Below are 21,463 nucleotides of genomic sequence, written 5' to 3'. Positions count from 1 at the left end.
TGACATATATGAAAATTGATTACTATGTAAGAATTATGGAGGAAAAGTATGACGCAATATACCCCTATGATACAGCAATATTTAAAGGTTAAGGCAGACTATCAAGATGCCTTTTTATTTTTCCGATTAGGTGATTTTTATGAAATGTTCTTTGAAGATGCGGTTAAAGCAGCTCATGAACTTGAAATTACATTAACGAGCCGAGATGGTGGTAGTAGTGATCGTATACCGATGTGCGGTGTACCGCATCATGCAGCTAAAAATTATATTGAACAACTTGTTGAAAAAGGATATAAAGTAGCTGTTTGTGAGCAAGTGGAAGATCCAAAAACAGCTAAAGGTGTAGTGCGCCGTGAAGTCGTACAACTAATTACGCCAGGAACGATGATGGAAGGGCGTACTATTGATGAGAAAGAAAATAACTTCTTAGCAGCATTAACACATTTTGAAGATGGATCGTATGCTTTAGCTTGTAATGATTTAACGACTGGACAAAATACAGTAACGTTGTTAACAGGTTCAGTAGAAGATATTTTATTAGAAGTGTATGCAACTGGTTCAAAAGAAATTGTTGTAGATTCTACATTTTCAAAAGATGAATTAAATAAATTAACTGCAACATTAAAAATGACGATTTCGTATGAAGATGCAACAACGATTCCGGAAGGGTTAGAACATCTTGTGAAAAACGTTTCGCAAGCAAAGTTAATTAAAGCAGTTGGACGCTTATTTAACTATGTGATAAGAACGCAAAAACGTTCGTTAGACCATTTGCAACCAGTGGAAATTTATTATACGAATCAATTTATGAAAATTGATGTGCATTCAAAGCGAAATTTAGAGCTGACAGAAACACTTCGAACGAAAGAAAAAACAGGATCATTATTATGGCTATTAGATAAAACGAAAACAGCTATGGGTGGTCGTATGTTAAAACAGTGGATGGAACGTCCATTGATTCAAAAAGAAAAAGTAGAAGAGCGTTTAGAAATGGTTGAAACATTTGTAAATGATTACTTCTTACGTGAAGATTTAAAAGAAAAATTAAAAGAAGTATATGATTTAGAACGTTTAGCAGGGAAAGTTGCATTTGGTAATGTGAATGCACGGGACTTATTACAGTTAAGACGATCTTTACTTCAAGTACCAGCTATTTTAGAAGCGATTAGTCTATTAGATAATGCTTATGCAGCAAGGTTAATTCAAGGTGCGGATCCATGTGAGAGCTTAACTGAATTACTAGGAAGAAGTATTCAAGAAAACCCACCACTTTCTATTAAAGATGGAGATATTATTAAAGACGGTTATAATGACAAGCTTGATCAATATCGTTACGTTAGTAAAAACGGGAAAACGTGGATCGCTGAGCTTGAAAAACGAGAGCGTGATATTACAGGAGTTAAATCATTAAAAATCGGGTACAACCGTATTTTCGGCTACTACATTGAAGTGACGAAGGCGAATCTTGCAGCACTTCCAGAAGGCCGCTATGAGCGTAAACAAACGCTTGCTAATGCGGAACGTTTCATTACAGATGAATTGAAAGAAAAAGAAACATTAATCTTAGAAGCAGAAGAAAAAATTGTACAATTAGAATACGATTTATTTACAGCGCTTCGTGAAGAAGTAAAAGTATTTATTCCGAAATTACAACATTTAGCGAAAGTAATTAGTGAATTAGACGTACTGCAAAGTTTCGCGACAGTTAGTGAAGAAGAACAGTTTGTAAAACCTGTTTTAACAACTAAGCGCGAAATCTTTATAAAAGATGGTCGTCATCCTGTCGTTGAAAAAGTATTGAACGGGAAATTGTATGTACCGAATGATTGTATTATGCCGGAGAAGATGGATGTCTTTTTAATTACAGGACCGAACATGTCTGGTAAAAGTACGTATATGAGACAATTAGCACTTGTAACTGTTATGTCACAGATTGGTTGTTTCGTACCAGCAACAGAAGCGGTATTACCTGTATTCGATCAAATCTTTACGAGAATTGGTGCAGCGGATGATTTAATTTCGGGTCAAAGTACATTTATGGTCGAAATGTTAGAAGCGAAAAATGCAATTGCAAATGCATCAGAAAGAAGTTTAATTTTATTCGATGAAATTGGACGCGGTACATCTACTTATGATGGTATGGCACTTGCACAAGCAATCATTGAACATATTCATGACCAAATTGGTGCGAAAACGTTATTCTCTACGCATTATCATGAATTGACGGTGCTAGAAGAAAGTTTAGGACAATTGAAGAATGTACACGTTTCAGCTATTGAAGAAAACGGAAAAGTAGTATTCCTTCATAAAATTCAAGATGGAGCAGCTGATAAAAGTTACGGAATTCACGTTGCGCAACTTGCGGAGCTTCCAGATAGCTTAATCGCTCGTGCGAAAGAAGTGTTAGCGCAACTAGAAGGACAAGAAGAAATTATTATTCCAAAGCGTACAGAAGTGAAAGTACAAGAAGTGGCTCCAGAACCAGCTGTTGTAAAAGAAGAACCAGCAGAAATACAAGAGCCGAAAGTAGAGACTGAGGAAGAATCGCAATTATCATTCTTTGGTGGAGAACAGTCTTCAAAAAAACAAGACAAGTCAGTGCTAGATGCAAAAGAAACGACGGTACTTGCACAAATTAAAAAAATTGATTTACTTGATATGACACCTTTAGAGGCGATGAACGAACTGTATCGCTTGCAGAAAAAGTTAAAGAAAGGATGAGTAAGTAGATGGGGAAAATTCGCAAACTCGATGATCAACTCTCTAACTTAATTGCGGCAGGGGAAGTAGTAGAGCGCCCTGCCTCAGTCGTAAAAGAACTTGTGGAAAATTCTATCGATGCGAATAGTACATCTATTGAAATCCACTTAGAAGAAGCTGGTTTATCAAAAATTCGCATCATTGATAATGGGGATGGCATTGCAGAAGAAGATTGTATCGTCGCTTTTGAACGACATGCGACGAGCAAAATTAAAGATGAAAACGATCTGTTTCGCATTAGAACACTCGGTTTCCGCGGTGAGGCATTGCCGAGTATTGCCTCAGTTAGTGAATTAGAATTAATCACAAGCACAGGTGATGCGCCTGGTACACACCTTATGATTAAAGGTGGAGACATTATAAAGCAGGAGAAAACAGCGAGCCGAAAAGGAACAGATATTACAGTACAAAACTTATTCTTTAATACACCAGCGCGTCTTAAATATATGAAAACCATTCATACAGAGCTTGGGAATATTACGGATATCGTGTATCGTATTGCAATGTCACATCCAGAAGTATCATTAAAGCTGTTTCATAATGAAAAGAAATTGCTTCACACATCAGGAAATGGTGATGTAAGACAAGTACTTGCATCGATTTACAGCATTCAAGTTGCGAAAAAGCTTATTCCAATTGAAGCTGAATCTTTAGATTTCACAATTAAAGGTTATGTAACACTACCAGAAGTAACGAGAGCATCTCGAAATTATATGTCAACGATCGTAAATGGTCGTTACGTTCGAAATTTCGTATTAATGAAAGCAGTTCAGCAAGGATACCATACATTATTGCCAATTGGACGATATCCAATCGGTTTCTTATCGATTGAAATGGATCCAATGCTTGTTGACGTTAACGTACATCCTGCGAAATTAGAAGTCCGTTTTAGTAAAGAACAAGAATTGCTAAAACTTATCGAAGAAACATTGCAAGCAGCATTTAAAAAAATACAGCTCATCCCAGATGCAGGTGTAACAACGAAGAAAAAAGAAAAAGATGAAAGTGTGCAAGAACAGTTCAAGTTTGAGCATGCGAAGCCGAAAGAGCCATCTATGCCGGACATCATTTTACCGACGGGCATGGATGAAAAACGAGAAGAACCACTGGCTGTGAAACAGCCAGCACAACTGTGGCAACCGCCGAAACAAGAATGGCAACCACCACAGTCGCTCGTAAGAGAAGAACAAAGTTGGCAGCCATCTACTAAACCGATAATAGAAGAACCAATTCGAGAAGAGAAATCGTGGAACAGTAACGATGAAGACTTTGAATTAGAGGAATTGGAAGAAGAAGTTCAGGAAATAAAAGAGATTGAAATGAACGGTAATGACTTACCACCGCTTTATCCAATTGGACAAATGCATGGAACATATATTTTCGCTCAAAATGATAAAGGTTTATATATGATTGACCAACATGCCGCGCAGGAACGTATTAATTATGAATACTTCCGTGACAAAGTAGGAAGAGTAGCGCAAGAAGTACAAGAGCTACTTGTACCATACCGTATTGACTTATCTCTTACTGAATTTTTACGTGTCGAAGAGCAACTAGAAGAACTGAAAAAAGTTGGACTGTTCTTAGAGCAATTCGGTCATCAATCCTTTATCGTCCGCTCACATCCAACGTGGTTCCCGAAAGGACAAGAAACAGAAATTATCGACGAAATGATGGAACAAGTCGTCAAACTAAAAAAAGTTGATATTAAAAAATTACGTGAAGAAGCAGCCATCATGATGAGCTGTAAAGCGTCCATTAAAGCAAATCAATATTTAACGAACGATCAAATATTTGCTTTATTGGAAGAACTACGTACAACAACAAACCCATACACATGCCCGCACGGAAGACCAATTCTTGTGCATCATTCTACTTATGAGTTGGAGAAGATGTTTAAGAGGGTTATGTAGGGATACTGTCATTTTGGATATGATTTAATAAAAAAGAAGCGATGAAATAAATCGCTTCTTTTTTGTTTGCATTTATATTAAAAGCTTTTCATTTTTTTATAAATTTTTCATTTGTAACCATGTGTAGAAAAATCAAGTGAATCTATAGTTTCATACATATAGCATTTGAAAAAGCTTTTCCTTTTTCTCTATGTTTTTTTATTTTCCTTATAGAATCCTTATAATTGTCGTTTACTCTAGAATTACAATATACGAGGAGGAAGTTTAGGATGACTGAGATGATGTTAGAAACAAAAAATCTTTGCAAAACATTTAGAAAGCAAAGTGTAGTACAAAATATTTCGCTTTCTGTACCAAAATATGCAATTTATGGATTGTTAGGTCCTAATGGGGCAGGGAAATCGACAACTTTAAAAATGATAACAGGTATGCTTATACCTACTTCTGGTGAGATTTATTTTGATGGTCATAAATGGACGCGGCAAGATTTACATTCTATTGGTGCTTTAATTGAGTCTCCGCCACTTTATGAAAATTTAACAGCAAGAGAAAATCTGTTGGTTCGTACGACTGTTTTAGGATTACCTAAATCAAGGATTGATGAAGTATTGCATGTTGTGGAGCTAGAGAATACAGATAGGAAAAAAGCGAGGGAATTCTCTATGGGGATGAAGCAACGATTGGGAATTGCGATTGCATTGCTGAATCATCCGAAGTTTTTAATATTAGATGAACCGATGAATGGACTAGATCCTTTTGGGATTCAGGAATTAAGAAAATTAATCCTTTCCTTTCCCACAAAAGGAATTACTGTCATTTTATCCAGTCATATTTTAAGCGAAGTAAGTCAAATTGCAGATCATGTTGGGATTATCTCAGGCGGTGTGTTGGGGTATCAGGGGAAACTGAATAAGGATGATGACCTGGAAGATTTATTTGTACAAGTGGCTGGAAAGTATAGAAGGGAGGCATAAGAAATGAATTTATATATTGCATCTGAAAAAATTAAAATTAAACATACTTTTTTGAACAAACTTATATGGCTAGTTCCATTTGCCACAATACTAATTGCTTTTTTATTATCGGCGGATTATTTTCAATTATCTAGTTACAATTGGTGGTACATTACGATGCTTCCAGGAATGATTTCTTTAAGTTGTGTACTTCTTGCGGAGAAAGATAAGAAAATGAATAATCGTTCTATCTTATCGTTACCAGTTTCATTAAAACGAGTATGGATTTCTAAAGTATTACTAATTTTAGGGATTTTGAGCTTTTCATGCATACTTTTTTTCTGTGGAATCCAGTTATCTAGTTTACTATTAAATAAGGAGAACTTCCAAATCATTCCTACAGTAAATGCGCTATTAGGAAGCGTTCTTTTAATCGTTACTTTTATGTGGCAAATTCCACTCTGCTTGTTTTTAGGTAACAAAATAGGTCTATTTCCGACGCTTCTGTTGAATGTAGGGGCAAATGGAATTTTTGGAGTTGTATTGGCAACAAAAAATATTTGGATGATTAGTCCATACACATATCCAAGTAGACTTATGATTCCTATTTTGAAAATACTACCAAATGGTCTATATGCAGAAACCGGAAGTGTAACGTTCAAACCAGAACTCCTTTCCTACGATGTAATTTTGCCAGGCGTGGCAATTTCTGTCGTGTTGTTCTTTTTGTTTACTTATATGACGGCAAAATGGTTTGAAAAGCAGGAGGCAAAATAATATGGCGGTTTTGTCGAGGATAGTAAGAGCTGATTTTATAAAAATGAAACATACGATTTTTTTCTGGATACATATAGCGATGCCAATCATCGGTATTGCTCTTTTTTTAAGTTATTATTCCATTTCAAAAGTTGATTCTATAAATAAGGTTTCAGGATATATTCAAGTATTATCGATATCTTTTCCGTTGCTAATTAGCATTGTGTGCTCTTCTGTTGTGGAACAGGAGGCTGTGGCAGGGAATTTTAAAGAACTTTTATCAACGGAATACGGAAGGCGTAAAGCATTTATTAGTAAAGTATGTTTACTTTTAATATGTGGGTTTTGTTCAACTATGTTGGCAGTCGTTGGGTTTGCGGCAGGGTTTCATTCTCTGTTAGGACAAAATAACTTTCCATTTGCTTTGTATGTTGAAATTTCCTTCATTCTTTTTGGTTGTCAAATCTTTATGTATATATGGCATCTGTTCTTAAATTTTCGCTTTAGTAAAGGTGCTTCCATTGGGATTGGAATTATAGAAAGCTTGCTGGTAGCTTTAATGCTTACAGGGATGGGAGATGTGATTTGGAAATACACGCCATGTGCGTGGAGTGTGAGATTATGCAATTATTTTTTGGAGCACAAATTGAGCCCCGCTTCTATTCATGTCTTACAAGTAGAGGGAAAAATTGGAGCAGTGATTTGCGTTTGTTTCACGATCATTGCATTTGTTATTTCCCTTGTATGGTTTTCCTTTTATGAAGGCCGTAAAGAAATGTAAGTGCATTTGTATTATAATGGAAGTGAGAGGAGGGATTCTATATGGCAAGAATATTAGCAATTGATGATGAAGAAGGCATCCTTTATATTATAAAAAGTGCTTTAGAGAAAGAAGGCCATGAGGTAACTGCCGTTAGTAATCCTCTTACTATACCAAAGGAGAAATTTTGTCATTATGATTTAATTCTATTAGATGTCATGATGCCAGAAATAGATGGTTTTACACTTTGTAAGGAAATACGGGATTTGGTTGATAGTCCAATTGTATTTCTAACAGCCAAAACAATGGAGAAGGATCTGATCACAGGGCTTAGTCTCGGTGGAGATGACTATATTACAAAACCTTTTGGAATTGGAGAACTGCGTGCGAGGGTATCCGCACATGTAAGGCGTGAGCATAGAGAAAAGCAAAATGCATTTTTCCTGTCAGGTCTTACATTTCATCTGTCATGTAAAGAAATATGGCATGACGATACATCTATCGCATTTACGAAAAGTGAGTATGGAATTTGCGAATATTTAGCTTTGAATCATGGACAAGTATTTTCAAGAGAAAAGATTTACGAAAATGTTTTTGGTTATGAGGGAGAAAGTGATAACCAAGTAATTGTGGAACATATTAAAAATATCCGTCAAAAATTATGTAAGCATAACATGAATCCAATAGAAACAGTATGGGGAATTGGTTATAAATGGAGAAAGTGAAAAAGCAAGTCAATCTTAGTAAGATTTTAATACAGTATATTTTTGCATTTTCAATAGGGACGATTGCATTAGTTACTTTTTTTATGATTCTATTCCAAGTTGGAGTTAACGCAGAGGTAATCTTGCCAGCAAATTATTATGAAAAGCAGATTGAGTCGCAAAGAGATGCTATAGTTAAAGCGGAGCAGGACGATGATCAAATTTTAAAGCAATATAAATATGTTGTGTATGATTTTTCTGGAAACGTTATTCAAGGGAGTATTAATAAAGATTATGCGGGACAAATATGGAATAACATACATAAGGATGAAAAAGGTGATAGTAAGTACTACTATGCAGTTATAGAACGTGATAAAGATATTTGTGTCATTCTATATACGTTACATGCTACTTTTAAAAATCCTTTTTTGAAGAAGTATTTACCAAGTCCGGAAGTTTGTGAAATTGTTCTTTTTATTCTATTATTTGTTGCCGAAGTGATATTTCTATCTCGCTCTTTTGGTAAAACATTGTCAAAGGAAATGCTGATTTTGAGAAATGTAACAGATAAAATTCAAAAGGAAGATTTAGATTTTCAAGTGGAACAATCTAAAATAAAAGAAGTGAATGAAGTATTAACTTCTTTAGTAAAAATGAAAGATGAATTAAATCATTCGTTACGTACACAGTGGAATATGGAAACAAATAGAAGAGAGCAGATTGCTGCTTTGGCACATGACATTAAAACGCCATTAACGATATTGAGAGGGAATGCAGAGCTATTAAATGAATCAATGCTAGATTCAAATCAGAAGAAATGTAATGAGCATATTTTGAAAAGTATTGATGAGATGGAAATATATATGAAATCTTTGCTCGATATTACGAAATGTGAGGAAGGCGCTTCACTTCAATTCAAGCAAACAGATCTCCGCGACTTTATTCGTAATATTATAGAAGAAAGTGCAATTTGTGTTTTAGGCAAACAGTTAAATCTAATTGAAAATGTTCAGGACATACCAAATTTTATTCCTATTGACGAGACCGCTTTGAAAAGAGCAATTATGAATATAATGATGAATGCAATTGAATATTCTCCAACAAAGGGTGACTTGATGTTCTCAGTGGAAATGATTAGTGAAAAACTGCAATTTATTGTAGAGGACTCGGGAAGAGGGTTTACAGAAGAGGAAATGCATTCAGCTACAGAGCAGTTTTATAGAGGAGATAAAAGTAGAAACTCCAAAGATCATCATGGAATGGGGTTATACATTGCTAAAAGCTTTGCAAAGCAACACGGTGGAAACCTTTACTTAAGTAATTCGGAAAAGCTGCACGGTGCAAAAGTTGTTTTGGAAATATCAGCGTAGTAGAGAGGGTACAGATTATAACAAGTCGCTCCTTTTTAATATAATTCTTTTGCAACTACATTTTAAAAATTCATTTATAAACTAGAGATAACCTCAACCTATTTGTACTTTATATGTGCCTTCTCAATTTTTTTGTAAGGAAAGAGGTTTTCAATTTACAGATTTATCAGAATTATGTAAAGTGTAGATAAAACCATAAAACGGGGTGTTCTTTATGTGTACTAGTTTGACATTACAGACAAAAAACGGTCAGCATCTTTTTGCAAGAACGATGGACTTCACATTAGATATGAATCAAGAAGTAATAATCATTCCTCGACATTACCAGTGGAATAATATAACTGGTGAAATTATTAATACGAAACATGCTACGGTCGGAATGGGGATTAATCATCACGGAAGGGTCATTATGGCGGACGGAGTAAATGAAGCTGGTATGACATGTGCAACACTCTATTTTCCAGGATTCGCTGCTTATAGTCAAAGCATAGATGACAACAAAACGAATTTGGCTCCATTTGATTTTGTGACTTGGAGTCTCACGCAATTCAATTCTGTCAAAGAGTTAAAGAAATCTGTAGATAGCCTTACCTTTTTGGATATACCATTACCGGATTTAGGACTTACGCCACCACTACATTGGATTTTAGCGGATAAATGGGGAGATTGTATTGTACTGGAGCCGACAAATGAAGGATTAAAAATGTATGATAACCCACTAGGAGTGATGACGAATAGTCCGGAGTTTAATTGGCATTTGCAAAATTTAAGACAATATATAGGCCTTAAATCGCAGCCATTCGCGCCAACTGAGTGGAGTAACTTATCATTAAGTGCTTTTGGTCAGGGCTCAGGCTCAATGGGACTTCCAGGGGATTTCACCCCGCCATCAAGGTTTGTGCGAGCAGCATATGGCAAACAAAACATTCAAGGTATAGATAGTGAAGAAGAGGGAGTATCGGCCCTATTTCATATTTTATCAAATTGCGAGGTTCCTAAAGGCGGAGTAATAACAGAAGAAGGTGCATTAGATAATACCATATATACAAGCGTAATGTGTATGGAGTCCGGAACATATTATTATCATACCTACGATTGTAGACAAATTATAGCCATTCATTTATTTCATGAAAATTTAGATACAAATGAGATTAAAGCCTATCCGTTCCAACGGAAACAAAAAATATTTTATGAAAACTAGGTAGCTTTGAAACAATGTTTGGTAAATATAATAGAGCAATAATGCCTATATAATTCTTGGGTACTTCTTTAACTTTGTGATTCACCATAGATCTACTCCTTTCTTCAATGACTCCAACAAGTAAAACTTTGCTGGTAGAAGCATTGGCTAAGGTGCAGTGATGGTGGACTTTATTGCCTAATGTATTTGAATAGTATTATCCTGAATATCTCTAAAAACGCTAAGAAACTTATTTCTTCTAGAAGGCCCATTAAAGTGCTATTAGGTAAAATGAACATGGACGTACTCCATTTATAAATAGTAAAGAACAAAAAAGGTGTGGAAAATATCCATACCTTTTTTGTTTTTCTATTATCTATGTATAAAAAAGCGCTGTATATCAGCACTTTTTAAAAGTACATGAGCTGTATAAAAAGTATAAATTACTTAAAACGTAACTATGCAGCGTCAAAATGAAGAACTATACGCTTATTTATTTTTATTATTATTAATTTTTTCCGTATATAACACTTGTTCTTTATAGTGTTTTTTAATTGGGAAAGTATGTGTACCAGAGCCGTTTTTGAAAGTTTTATTGATGGGGTTTTTTAGCGGGATTGTTGTAGTTTCAGTAAATTCATATGGGTAATTTATTTTAGATTTATCTTCAAACATGAAAATGCCTCCTTTTAGGATTTCCTGAATTCTTTACTATAACATGATATGCATATAGATTTTTTTTGGACTAGTTATTTATATAGGTTAATGGAATTAAATTACGTAACTACTGAAATATTTCAAAGGAAAACAATGTGAGAAATATATGATAATGCTTCTTTTATTTATTAGGGAAGGAAATATTGCATATATATTCGTTATAAATTGTTTTTATAATATGGTTTATATAGATTTTTCCTGATAATATAATGCGGGAGATTATAGTGTTATTAGGTTATTAGGAACATTTAATGCTGTTTCACAACTGAAAGGAAAATGAAAAAAAACTGAAACTTTTCTCATAAAAATTCAATCTAACTTAAAAAATGAAAGGAAAATGAAATTTTCCAAAAGATATTCTTTGTTAAGATAAAAAGCATACATACAAAAAGTATTGACATATCTTAAAAATGTATTTTTAAGATATAGTGGGGGAAAAGATGAGAGTAGAAAAACAATTAATAAAAAAGATGTATTATGAAACATTCCTAATGGAGAATGAAACAAAACCACCTATTGACGTACTTGGAGAAGCTTATGTAAACGAAGAAAGAAATGAGATTTCTGATGGATCTTACATTCGTTTTGCACAAGGTGAATTTTATTATCGCCATCAAGATTTTGAAGCAGCTATTTTTAAATGGGAGAAGGTTAGTAATGAATTAGCACCATGGGCACAAAAAAATATTGCCGATGCTTATTTCGAGCTTAATCAATTACCAGTTGCTGAAAATGTTTATACTTCCATTACTACTGATAATATAATATTGATGACGGAGATTAGATTACAATTACTTTCTCTTTACATAGAGCAAAATAATTTTGACTCTGCTTTCGCTGTTATTAAAGAAGCAGTTTCTATAAACCCGGATTATCCAAATGTTACAAAAATTGCACGTTCCTTTTATGAGGAGCAGCAAGATTTTGATAGTGCAGTAGAGCTTGCTGTCAATGAGTTAATTCGAACAGAATCTTATCCGTGGTTTGAGGTTTTAAAAGGATATATCGATAAAAGATTTACTAAACATATTTCACCAGATTATTTTTATGAAGTATTAGTTACGTTAAATAATGTAGATCAAGTACAATTTACGCAAATGGTTTCATCACTTTGGAATAGTTATAAAAACGAACAAAATTACTTATCATGGCTTAACACAATAAATGAATTTTTCTTACATATTGAAATACATTCGTCCGATATATGGGACAAAATTTCTTCTCTTTACGAAGGAACGTACTTTGAATTAATTCAAGGTCAATATAAGCTTAAACAATTACACGACATCATTCCAAACTTGTTAACAAATTGGTTAAAGGTAGTCAATCCATCTTATGCTGTATTTCCATCTGCAGCTGTGTTGGCATGGGATGAGATTTTCCCTTCTAAAATAGATGCAGCAAATATAAAACATGCTGAAAACCTGTTGTTATATTCTATTAATCATGTGAACGGCTTAGAGTATAGTTTGCATCTTTTTGAATCTATTACAGAGTGGGCACAAAAGCATAATATAGAAATGGGTCACCGATTTAGATGGTTAGTTGGCGAGCTCGCAGATTTAAGCACAAATCGCATTTTAGTAACGGGAACTTCAGGAAACGGAAAAACTACATTTATTAACTCTATATTAGGAGAAAATATATTAGAAAAATCAATTTCAAATGTAGTAGTTTTAAAAAATGATGAGCATACAGAAATTAACGCCATAACAGACTCTACAATTACAACAACGGAAGATGTCTCTGATTACTATAATATGATGTCTCAGCACCATCAAACATATAGAGATAGAGCGTGTGTTGAATTTAAATTACCATGCAGATTTTTAAGTGAAAATAAACTTACATTTGTAGTTACACCTGGCTTTAATAGAAATAACGATACTAGGGATGAGATATTCGAATATTTAAATTCTGTAGACGAATTACTATTCGTATTAAATGCGGATTCACCTTTTACTGACAAAGAACGTGATATTCTATTAAGCATTCAAGAACATACACCAAATTTACAAATTCATTTCTTATTAAATAAAATCGATAACATATACAGTGATGCAGAAGTGAAAAGAGTATTACATGATACGCAAGCGAGAATAAACACATATTTCCCGCATGCGAGAATTTTCCCTTACTCTTCGCTATATACAAGTAGTCAACAATTAAATGATTTAACTGAGTTTATTCATTTTAACTGTAATCATAAAAATATCGATGCAGAACGTACGGAAAAGCTATTGTTTTTCATTCGAAAAACAATTACATATCTTTTGGATAAACGCGTTGAGAAAGAAAATAATCTAGTGGATGCGATTAATTGGAACGAAGATATGCTAGTGAAACTAAATGGTAGTATTAATAATCTTACTGCTTTTGAGAAGGAAAAAATTCATTTCATTACAAAATCATATCGTACAATGAAAACTGAAATTATGAATGACCTTACTGAAAATATTCCGAAGATATTACAGAGTTGTTCGGATTTAATTAGTGAAGAAAGCGATTTCGGGCACATTGATACGGAACTAAATAAAGCGATGAATGAAAGAGTACATAAATATTTAGAGCAAACTGTATTACCTAATTTTGCTCTTTCTATGCAAAATTGGATTGCGATTTCTAATAATGAGCTCCTTCAAAGTCAATCGTACTTAGAAGAACTTAGTGAAGGGCTTAATTCTTTATTTGGAGAAAATCGAATACAGTTAGAATGTGATTTTAAAGTGCTTGATGACTGGCGCAGAGATACTGACAGAATGACGACTAGAATACAAATGGATGAAGTAAATATTTTACGTCGCTTTACGCCAGCGCAATTTTTACTGAAAAGTGCCGGTAAATTATTTGGAGTTCTTCCTAAAAACAAAGGTATGCTATATAACAAATACAAACAGTATGTAGAAAATGAAGATTATACCGAGGTAACGGCTTCTATTATGAAGAAATTTTTCTTGCAATTTGAGCTATTTGAAAACACGCAAGAGCGGGATATTAACATATTCTTTAGAAATCCATTTAACTCCTTGAAACAAGCTGTAGAAAACACTCATTTAGAAATACAAGAAAAACAAGAGATGTTACATAAGATGAAATCACAACCTGAAGTTTATCAAGATTCTATCATGCTCTTTGAATTGAGATTACGTCAATGTGAAGTAATTTTAAATATAGGTGATGATCATACCTATACAGATGTAACTTTAGAAACAAGCGTAGAATAAAAGTAAAATATACGAGGTTTTTATATGACATTGCATCATATGTTATAAGAGAGTGAAAGGGAGCAACTGTAATAAGTTGCTCCCTTTTCGTATTTAGATTATTTTTCAGTCTCTTTAATTTTAGTTTGTACTTTGCCAGTTTTAATTTTATTACTTTCTGAGAAACGTAATAAATCGCCTTCAATAATTTTGTCGGACATTCGTAATTCATTTTGTGCACGGTTAATGAGTGCTTGTGCTTCTTTTTTTGGTAAATCTACAATTTCACCTGTTATGCGGTCATAGAAAGTATTGTTTGTGTATGCATACTTGTCTGTAATAAAGCTACCATCACGTAAAACGACAAAACCGGCATATTCATCTGAAAACATATCATGACCAAAACGGATATCGTTCGTAGTATCAATCCCTAATAAATTTAGAATAGTAGGTTTCATATCGATTTGTCCCGTAGGCTTTGAAATCGTTTGACCTTCTGTTTGGCCAGGTACATGAATATATAAAGGTGTGCGTTGTAAATTTAAAGTATCAAATTCTGTTATTTGATCTTTTTCTAAAAACTGTGCCATTGCACGATTATGTTTTTCAGAAATACCATAATGATCACCATACAACACAATAATAGAATCATCATACATTCCTTCGGCTTTTAAACGCTCAATAAACTTTTTAATTGATTCGTCTAAGTAACGTGCTGTTACGATATAACGATCAAATACGCCATTACCAGAGTTATATGGTTCAATGAATTTTGTATCTTCATCATACGTAAATGGATAATGGTTCGTTAACGTAAGGAAACGAGCGTAAAATGGTTGATCAACAGTTTTTAATATATCTACTGATTGATCGAAGTATTCGATATCTTTTAATCCCCAATTTAAATTTGTTTCGGGTGTAATTTTGTAATCAAGTTCGTTATAGTAACGATCATAACCAAGAGCGGAGTACATAATATTACGATTCCAAAATGTTGCGTTATTCGCATGGAATACAGAAGTGAAATAACCTTGCTGACGTAAAATTTCTGGAGTCGCAGTATAATCATTGTTACCGTGTGTGAAAAATACAGCTCCTCGATTTAATGGATACAATGACGTATCGATTAGAAATTCAGAATCGGATGTTTTTCCTTGCCCAGTTTGGTGGAAAAAGTTATCGAAGTAATAGCTTTCATTTATGAATTCATTCAAGAATGGTGTAACTTCTTGACCGTTAACTGATGCGCCTATTAAAAAGGTTTGTAGGGATTCAAGAGTGACAACAATTACGTTTTTTCCTTTTGCTGCACCAAACATGTTAGGGTTTGGCTCACTTTGGTTTGCCTTTACGTAGTTTTCAGTTTCTTGTAATTTACTACTATCAGCAAGTGCTTTTTGTGATCCTGCTTTTACTTGTAGTGTTAAATCATATACTTGATGAGTGTATAGTCCCAAATTTTTAACAAGCATGACTCGGTCGAATGATCTCGTTAATAGTTCAGGGCGTTCTTTTTCTGCAAGGTGTAGATTCGCAAAAAATACACCAAACGTTAAGAGAAAATATAACAAGCGTGCCGGATGAGTTACACGTCCTGTTTGGAAGACTAGTGCCTTCTTCTTTAACAAAATAAAGAAGAAAATAATGTCTACGAAAGCGAGTATAATTTTATAGTTCAATATTTCTATAATACTGCCGCCTAATTGGCCAAAGTTTGATGTTTGTCCAAGTACTGGTAACGTAACGAAATCACTATAAAAATCATAGAACATTACATTCCCAACAAGTATGATTGTTAATAAGAGATTAATACATAGCGCTATATAATTTCGCTTTTCACCGGTTGCAAATAATGCTAATCCGACAAAAGCTAATGATGCAGCGAGAGGGCTAATAAACAAAATAAGCTCTTGCGTTGAAGACTCAATTTTTAAATCAAAACTGAATCTTGTAATAAGATATGTTTTTAACCATACTGCTAAAGCAATTATTAAAACAAAGCTTATATTTTGCATTTGTAAATTGATTTTATTTTTCATTTTTACACCTTCTTTATACAATTTATTTAACTTGTGTTATATATTATATTTTCATAACTATTAGAGTGTAATGTACCATTTAATGGTTTCTAAAGGTAACAATATGAAGTATTCATATACGTACAATGAGGAATTTTAAAGCGCAAATCTATTTTGGGAAACAGAACAGAAAAAGTCATAGTTGTAGTAAAAAATACTTATAGACATCCTAACATATTAAACACTATGATGATGTTACAAAATACCGAACAAATGAAAGTGGAAATGAATAGAGGCTTTTAAAACTGTTGACATTCAATTTTTTAGAATTGAATGTCGATAGTTTTACCATACATAGTTATGTTAAAAATGTATCTCGTAAAATCCCGATTTTTGGCGGGATAATCATTAGCGGGGGAAGGACAAGGTACATAAATAAAGCGTTATGGAAGTTAAAATATTTGATTGATATCTTAATGAAAGAAATTAAATATGAGATAAATATTTTCCAACATACAACCCACTTGCAGCAGCTTGAGATAATGAATGAGTGACGCCTGAACAATCTCCAACTAAAAATAGTCCATGCACACTTGTTTCAAAATGGTTATTGATTTTTATCGTAGGAGCATAGAACTTTCCGTCAATTCCATATAACAAAGTATCTTTATCGATCGGTTCTTTGATAAATCGTTCTAAGCGTAATAAAAACTCTTTTAGTCCTTCAATATATAATGGGGGAATTTCTGTATTCAAATCTCCATAATCTCCTTGTAGTGTAGGTTGTATACGGTTATGTTTCATGTCGTTCTTTATTGTAGGTTGTTTATTTAGTAAGTCCTCTAAGCGCTGTATAACAATCCGATCTCGTCCTTGGTTAATGTTTTTTATAATTGAACTTGCGTATACATTTGCTTCTTTGAGAGTTGAAAAATAGCGCGGGATAAATAAAGTGAAATTTAAGTTAGGTGTGCCAGTTCCTTCCTCTCGAAAATTTTGACCGTCAGGCATAACTAAACCTTCTTCGTACTTTCTAATGATGCGTCCTTTTGGATTCATACAGTACGTAGTTGCGGTGAAGTGTTCATGCTCATAAGAAAGTTTTGTCTCAAATGTATCTTTTAATATAGAACGTAATTGGTGTTCTTTCATCTCTACTCTAATCCCTAAATCTACACGAGTTTGCTCCTGAGAAATTTTAAGAGAAGTGCACATTTCTTTTAACCAATCCGCTCCGGAACGCCCAGTTGCAAACACTAGTTGCTTAGATTCAACTATTCCTTCATTTGTCTCTATTGTAAAATGATCTTTCTGTTTCATAATATGTTGTACATCTATATGAAATTGAATATTTATTTTTGTAAGTAAAAATTCATAGAGCTGCTGAAAAATGTCACTTGAAAGGGTAGTACCAAGATGCCTTACTTCTGTTGTTAGCATTTGTAAACCACACGTTTCAGCTCTCTTATTGAGATTTGGATTTTCTGTAGAGTATTTTGAAACAGAACTTCCTCCGAACTGACATAGAATTTCATCTACTTCAGCCATGAGTTGAATAAAGCTTTCTTTACCGACTTTTTGCTCAAGTTCTCCGCCAAATCCGTTTGTATAATTAAATTTCCCTTCAGATTTTCCTAAACCACCAAACCCGAAATATTTATCACATGTAGTACAAGTACACACTTTTCCTTCGTCTAAAGGACAATGGCGATCTTCTAGCGCTTTACCTTTATCAAGAATTAAAACCTTTTTGTTACTTTTAGCTAGTGAATAAGCCATAAAAATGCTACTTACTCCAGCACCGATAATTGTAACATCATACATATTTTTTCACCTGCTAACGAATAATTTGTTTTTATTTTTCTAGTGTATAACAATTTTATGAAGTTAAGAAATAGCTTTTATTAATAAAGAGGGAGTTTTTGAACTGGATGCTTTTTTAATTTCTCCGAGTGGTGGGGTAAATACAAATGTTTTTATTTGAAAGAAGAAATAGTTTTAAATGATCACTATGTCATATGATTAATAAAATCTAACATATAAAAAACAGACCTTCCAAGTGAAGAGGTCTGTTAATGATTTTAAATGTTATTTAGCAAACACATGGTTACCAATTACTGCTACTGTTTGACGTGTCGTAATCCATTTGTCTGTTGATGTTTTCGGATTGTAGAAATAAAGCCAATCAGAATGTATTCCATTTGTGGAGATAGCTTCTTCTACTGCCATTTTTGCTTCTGGGCTTGCAGGATGATTGATTCTTCCATCTGTAACAGGAGTAAAGGCATATCCGTATTTAATAGGTTCATAAATAACGCCTGTTATTGTATTTGGAAAACCTTTTGCATTTACACGATTTAGTATAACTTTTGCTACAGCCACTTTTCCTTTATAGGATTCGCCACCTGCTTCAGCGGTAACTAAGCGTGCCATTAAGTCTTTTTCTTTTTCTGAAATGCTTGAGTTAATTTTTAGATGTTGCCCTGTATAAAGCTTGTTTCCGACTGTATTGTTAATTTGTTTTATAGATTGAACGGTAACATTGTAACGCTTTGCTATCGTTTCTAATGAATCTCCCTGTTGTACTTGATAAATAATTTGTCCAGATATGTTCGCAGGTTTGGCGTTTTGACGAACGGTGATTTCATTTGAGTTCGTAGACCCTGGAATATGTAACTGTTCACCAATAAAAGCTTGATCGTTTCCTTTATTATTAGCCTGTTTAATGGATTGTATTGAAACTCCGTATTGTTTACTAATGCCCCAAAGTGTATCATTCTTTTTTACTGTATGAATGGTAGATGCTTCAGCTATGCCTTGATTACATACGAATGTAATTGCCGCTGCAGATAAAGGGAGTATATGTTTTATTTTTAATAATTTCATTGTAAATCCTCCTAGAAAAAATTAAGGTGAAACTGTTAAGTAATGTAGTTCAGAATATCTATGTATAATATTTTAATATAAGTATATTAGCACGTATAAAATAAATAATCATCATAAGTTTTTTATTTATGCAGTGTAGAGTCCAAATATGAAATATTGCATATGAAAATACATTGAAGTTCATATTGCTGATTACTATAATCTATTTAGTAGAAAGGTAACTTTATATGTTATAGAAGTTAAATCATTATAGATTGATATAATGATTTTTAAGTTGGAGGAGTGATGTAATGAATATCTTTAAAAGAATATCTGTTTCAGCTGTAATCATTTCAACATTTTTAGGAATAGGGGACACTGTCAATATTGTAAATGCTGATTCTATAGAACAGCAGAGTAAATTAGGGATAGAACAAGAAACAGATAAACAAATCATTGTAAAATTCAATGCGGATTTGAAATTACCATATGAAGATGGTATTGAAAAACAGATACAAGCTCAAGCAAGTGATAAAGTACTAGAAGATCTTTTGGTAGAATATCCAGATGTAACATTCACTCGTTTATTCACATCTGTAAGTCCAGAAGAAATACAAGACCTTGAAGTGAAAGCACCCAATAATGTATCTACAAGTTTATTAAACTACTATATTCTTCAAACTCAAAATGGTGGGCAGAAAGAAGAACTAGTAGATAAGTTAAAGGCATCTTCTTTAATAGAAGATGTGTATATGAAAAAACAAGAAAAAATAACGCCACCGGAAGTACAACCATTAAGTGTATCTTTTAATCCTAATAACAATCCTAGATATAAAAAACAAGGTTACCTTGAAGCAGCACCATACGGTATTAATGCGCCTTTCGCCTGGGGAGTTCAAGGCGGTAATGGAAATGGTATAACTTTTGTTGATATGGAATATGGATGGTTATTAAATCATGAGGATTTAGTACATCAAAATATTGAATTAATGTCTGGAAGAAATATAGATCAGCATGTTGGACATGGGACGTCTGTACTAGGAATTGTATCCTCCGAAGATAATGAAGTGGGGAATATTGGGATTGCGCCAAAAGCGAAAGCGAAAGTGATTTCTCAAATAAGAGATAACGGACAGTATAATACAGCTGATGCAATATTAAGTGCTGTAAATCATTTAGAAGCTGGGGATGTTTTATTATTAGAGGCACAAGCTTCCTTTGATGGATATGGTGATAAATATTTACCTGTTGAAGTACAACCAGATATCTTTGATGTAATTCGTGCTGGTACAGATAAAGGTGTTGTAATTATAGAGGCTGGAGCAAATGGCTGGAATGATTTAGATCAATTTAAAGATAGAAATGGTAAACAAGTTTTAAATCGTAATAGTAAAGATTTTAAAGATTCAGGTGCAATTATGGTAGGAGCGGGCTCTTCAACATTCCCTCATGAGCGTATGTGGTTTTCAAATTATGGAAGTCGGATTGATGTGTACGGGTGGGGAGAAAATGTAGATACAACTAAAGCCGAGCAAAGTAGAAGTGCTGTAAATCTTTATACTACAAGCTTTAGTGGAACATCTAGTGCTTCGCCAATTATTGCTGGGGCAGCGACTTTAGTACAAAGCATTGCTAAAAAAAATTCAGGACAACCGTATAGACCGAGTGAATTAAGAACGATATTAAGTAACCATAACACTGGAACGAAATCTAAAAATCCATATGCAGATAAAATTGGTGTTTTACCAGATTTGAAGTCTATACTAGTAAACTTAGGGTATGAACAAAGAGAGCCGAACGGTGGGAATGAGTTACAAGTAACAGAAAATGAACCAAATAATGAACCTAGACAGGCAAATAAAGTTAACTTTCATACACCAATGAAAGGAACACTACATAATCGTGATAAGGTAGATGTATTTACTTTCCAAATTGACTCACCAGAGAATATTAATATTTCTCTACTAAATGAACAAAACATTGGAATGACATGGGTACTTCATCATGAATCAGATTTAAACAACTATGTAGCATATGGTGAAAATGAAGGGAATGTAGTTAAGGGAACTTATAATGCAAAGCCAGGTAAATATTATTTATATGTTTATAAGTATGAGAATAAAGATGGTTCATATATATTGAATATAAAATAAACGAAAGGAACTTCAGATGAAGTTCCTTTAAATTTTTCTAATTCAGTATATGTGAATGATTTTTTAACTTTACTTCTATGCAATATTTCATATTGATGAAATATTATTTAT

The 21,463-nt window shown here is 33.5% G+C and carries 14 protein-coding genes; 10 read left to right on the top strand and 4 right to left on the bottom strand.

Going from position 1 to position 21,463, the window contains the following annotated elements; all coding sequences use genetic code 11:
* The first annotated feature begins 48 nt into the window (after nucleotides 1–48).
* The 8 genes from mutS (at nucleotide 49) to ILS93_RS06280 (ending at nucleotide 10,417) form a co-directional block, all read left to right on the top strand.
* Nucleotides 49–2,721 (top strand): DNA mismatch repair protein MutS, encoded by a 2,673-nt coding sequence (gene mutS, locus ILS93_RS06315; RefSeq protein ID WP_064475033.1) that lies wholly within the window; start codon nucleotides 49–51, stop codon nucleotides 2,719–2,721.
* 8 nt (nucleotides 2,722–2,729) lie between these two features.
* The gene (gene mutL / locus ILS93_RS06310) at nucleotides 2,730–4,673 is read left to right on the top strand and encodes a DNA mismatch repair endonuclease MutL (RefSeq protein WP_064475034.1); all 1,944 of its coding nucleotides are present in this window, start codon (nucleotides 2,730–2,732) and stop codon (nucleotides 4,671–4,673) included.
* Between the two features lie 269 nt (nucleotides 4,674–4,942).
* Nucleotides 4,943–5,647 carry a lantibiotic protection ABC transporter ATP-binding protein gene (locus tag ILS93_RS06305; RefSeq protein WP_000138158.1) on the top strand — a complete coding sequence of 235 codons (705 nt, stop codon included), beginning with the start codon at nucleotides 4,943–4,945 and terminating at the stop codon, nucleotides 5,645–5,647.
* Nucleotides 5,648–5,650: 3 nt separating this feature from the next.
* On the top strand, nucleotides 5,651–6,403 hold the full coding sequence (locus ILS93_RS06300) for a lantibiotic immunity ABC transporter MutE/EpiE family permease subunit (RefSeq protein ID WP_064475035.1): 753 nt from the start codon (nucleotides 5,651–5,653) through the stop codon (nucleotides 6,401–6,403).
* 1 nt (nucleotide 6,404) lies between these two features.
* Complete coding sequence (locus ILS93_RS06295; RefSeq protein WP_000279847.1) at nucleotides 6,405–7,163, top strand: lantibiotic immunity ABC transporter MutG family permease subunit; 759 nt, start codon at nucleotides 6,405–6,407, stop codon at nucleotides 7,161–7,163.
* A 41-nt stretch (nucleotides 7,164–7,204) separates the two neighbouring features.
* Nucleotides 7,205–7,867, top strand: a complete 663-nt coding sequence (locus ILS93_RS06290; protein ID WP_064475036.1) for a response regulator transcription factor — start codon at nucleotides 7,205–7,207, stop codon at nucleotides 7,865–7,867.
* Nucleotides 7,855–9,216, top strand: a complete 1,362-nt coding sequence (locus ILS93_RS06285) for a sensor histidine kinase (RefSeq protein WP_064475037.1) — start codon at nucleotides 7,855–7,857, stop codon at nucleotides 9,214–9,216. Before ILS93_RS06290 ends, ILS93_RS06285 begins: the two co-directional genes overlap by 13 nt.
* 214 nt (nucleotides 9,217–9,430) lie before the next feature.
* Nucleotides 9,431–10,417, top strand: a complete 987-nt coding sequence (locus ILS93_RS06280) for a choloylglycine hydrolase family protein (protein WP_064475038.1) — start codon at nucleotides 9,431–9,433, stop codon at nucleotides 10,415–10,417.
* 468 nt (nucleotides 10,418–10,885) lie between these two features.
* Here ILS93_RS06280 and ILS93_RS06275 read toward each other — a convergent pair whose 3' ends face one another.
* The gene (locus ILS93_RS06275) at nucleotides 10,886–11,071 is read right to left on the bottom strand and encodes a hypothetical protein (RefSeq protein WP_000461129.1); all 186 of its coding nucleotides are present in this window, start codon (nucleotides 11,069–11,071) and stop codon (nucleotides 10,886–10,888) included.
* Between the two features lie 482 nt (nucleotides 11,072–11,553).
* Here ILS93_RS06275 and ILS93_RS06270 point away from each other — a divergent pair, with 482 nt between their 5' ends.
* A complete protein-coding gene (locus ILS93_RS06270) occupies nucleotides 11,554–14,337 on the top strand; it encodes a dynamin family protein (protein ID WP_222660184.1) in 2,784 nt (927 codons plus the stop codon).
* A gap of 98 nt (nucleotides 14,338–14,435) precedes the next feature.
* Here ILS93_RS06270 and ILS93_RS06265 read toward each other — a convergent pair whose 3' ends face one another.
* From ILS93_RS06265 to ILS93_RS06255, 3 genes are all read right to left on the bottom strand, one after another.
* The gene (locus ILS93_RS06265; protein WP_064475040.1) at nucleotides 14,436–16,355 is read right to left on the bottom strand and encodes an LTA synthase family protein; all 1,920 of its coding nucleotides are present in this window, start codon (nucleotides 16,353–16,355) and stop codon (nucleotides 14,436–14,438) included.
* Between the two features lie 465 nt (nucleotides 16,356–16,820).
* The gene (locus tag ILS93_RS06260; RefSeq protein WP_064469397.1) at nucleotides 16,821–18,158 is read right to left on the bottom strand and encodes an NAD(P)/FAD-dependent oxidoreductase; all 1,338 of its coding nucleotides are present in this window, start codon (nucleotides 18,156–18,158) and stop codon (nucleotides 16,821–16,823) included.
* 264 nt (nucleotides 18,159–18,422) lie between these two features.
* Nucleotides 18,423–19,220, bottom strand: a complete 798-nt coding sequence (locus ILS93_RS06255) for a cell wall hydrolase (RefSeq protein ID WP_064475041.1) — start codon at nucleotides 19,218–19,220, stop codon at nucleotides 18,423–18,425.
* A gap of 290 nt (nucleotides 19,221–19,510) precedes the next feature.
* Here ILS93_RS06255 and ILS93_RS06250 point away from each other — a divergent pair, with 290 nt between their 5' ends.
* Nucleotides 19,511–21,352, top strand: coding sequence for a S8 family peptidase (locus ILS93_RS06250; protein WP_222660181.1), 1,842 nt, complete (start codon nucleotides 19,511–19,513; stop codon nucleotides 21,350–21,352).
* Nucleotides 21,353–21,463 lie beyond the last annotated feature (111 nt).

Source organism: Bacillus sp. 16GRE42, from assembly GCF_019837435.1.
Taxonomy (GTDB): Bacteria; Bacillota; Bacilli; order Bacillales; family Bacillaceae_G; genus Bacillus_A; species Bacillus_A wiedmannii.
Note: the sequence above shows the minus strand (reverse complement) of the source record. Positions and strands in the feature narration are given on the sequence as shown.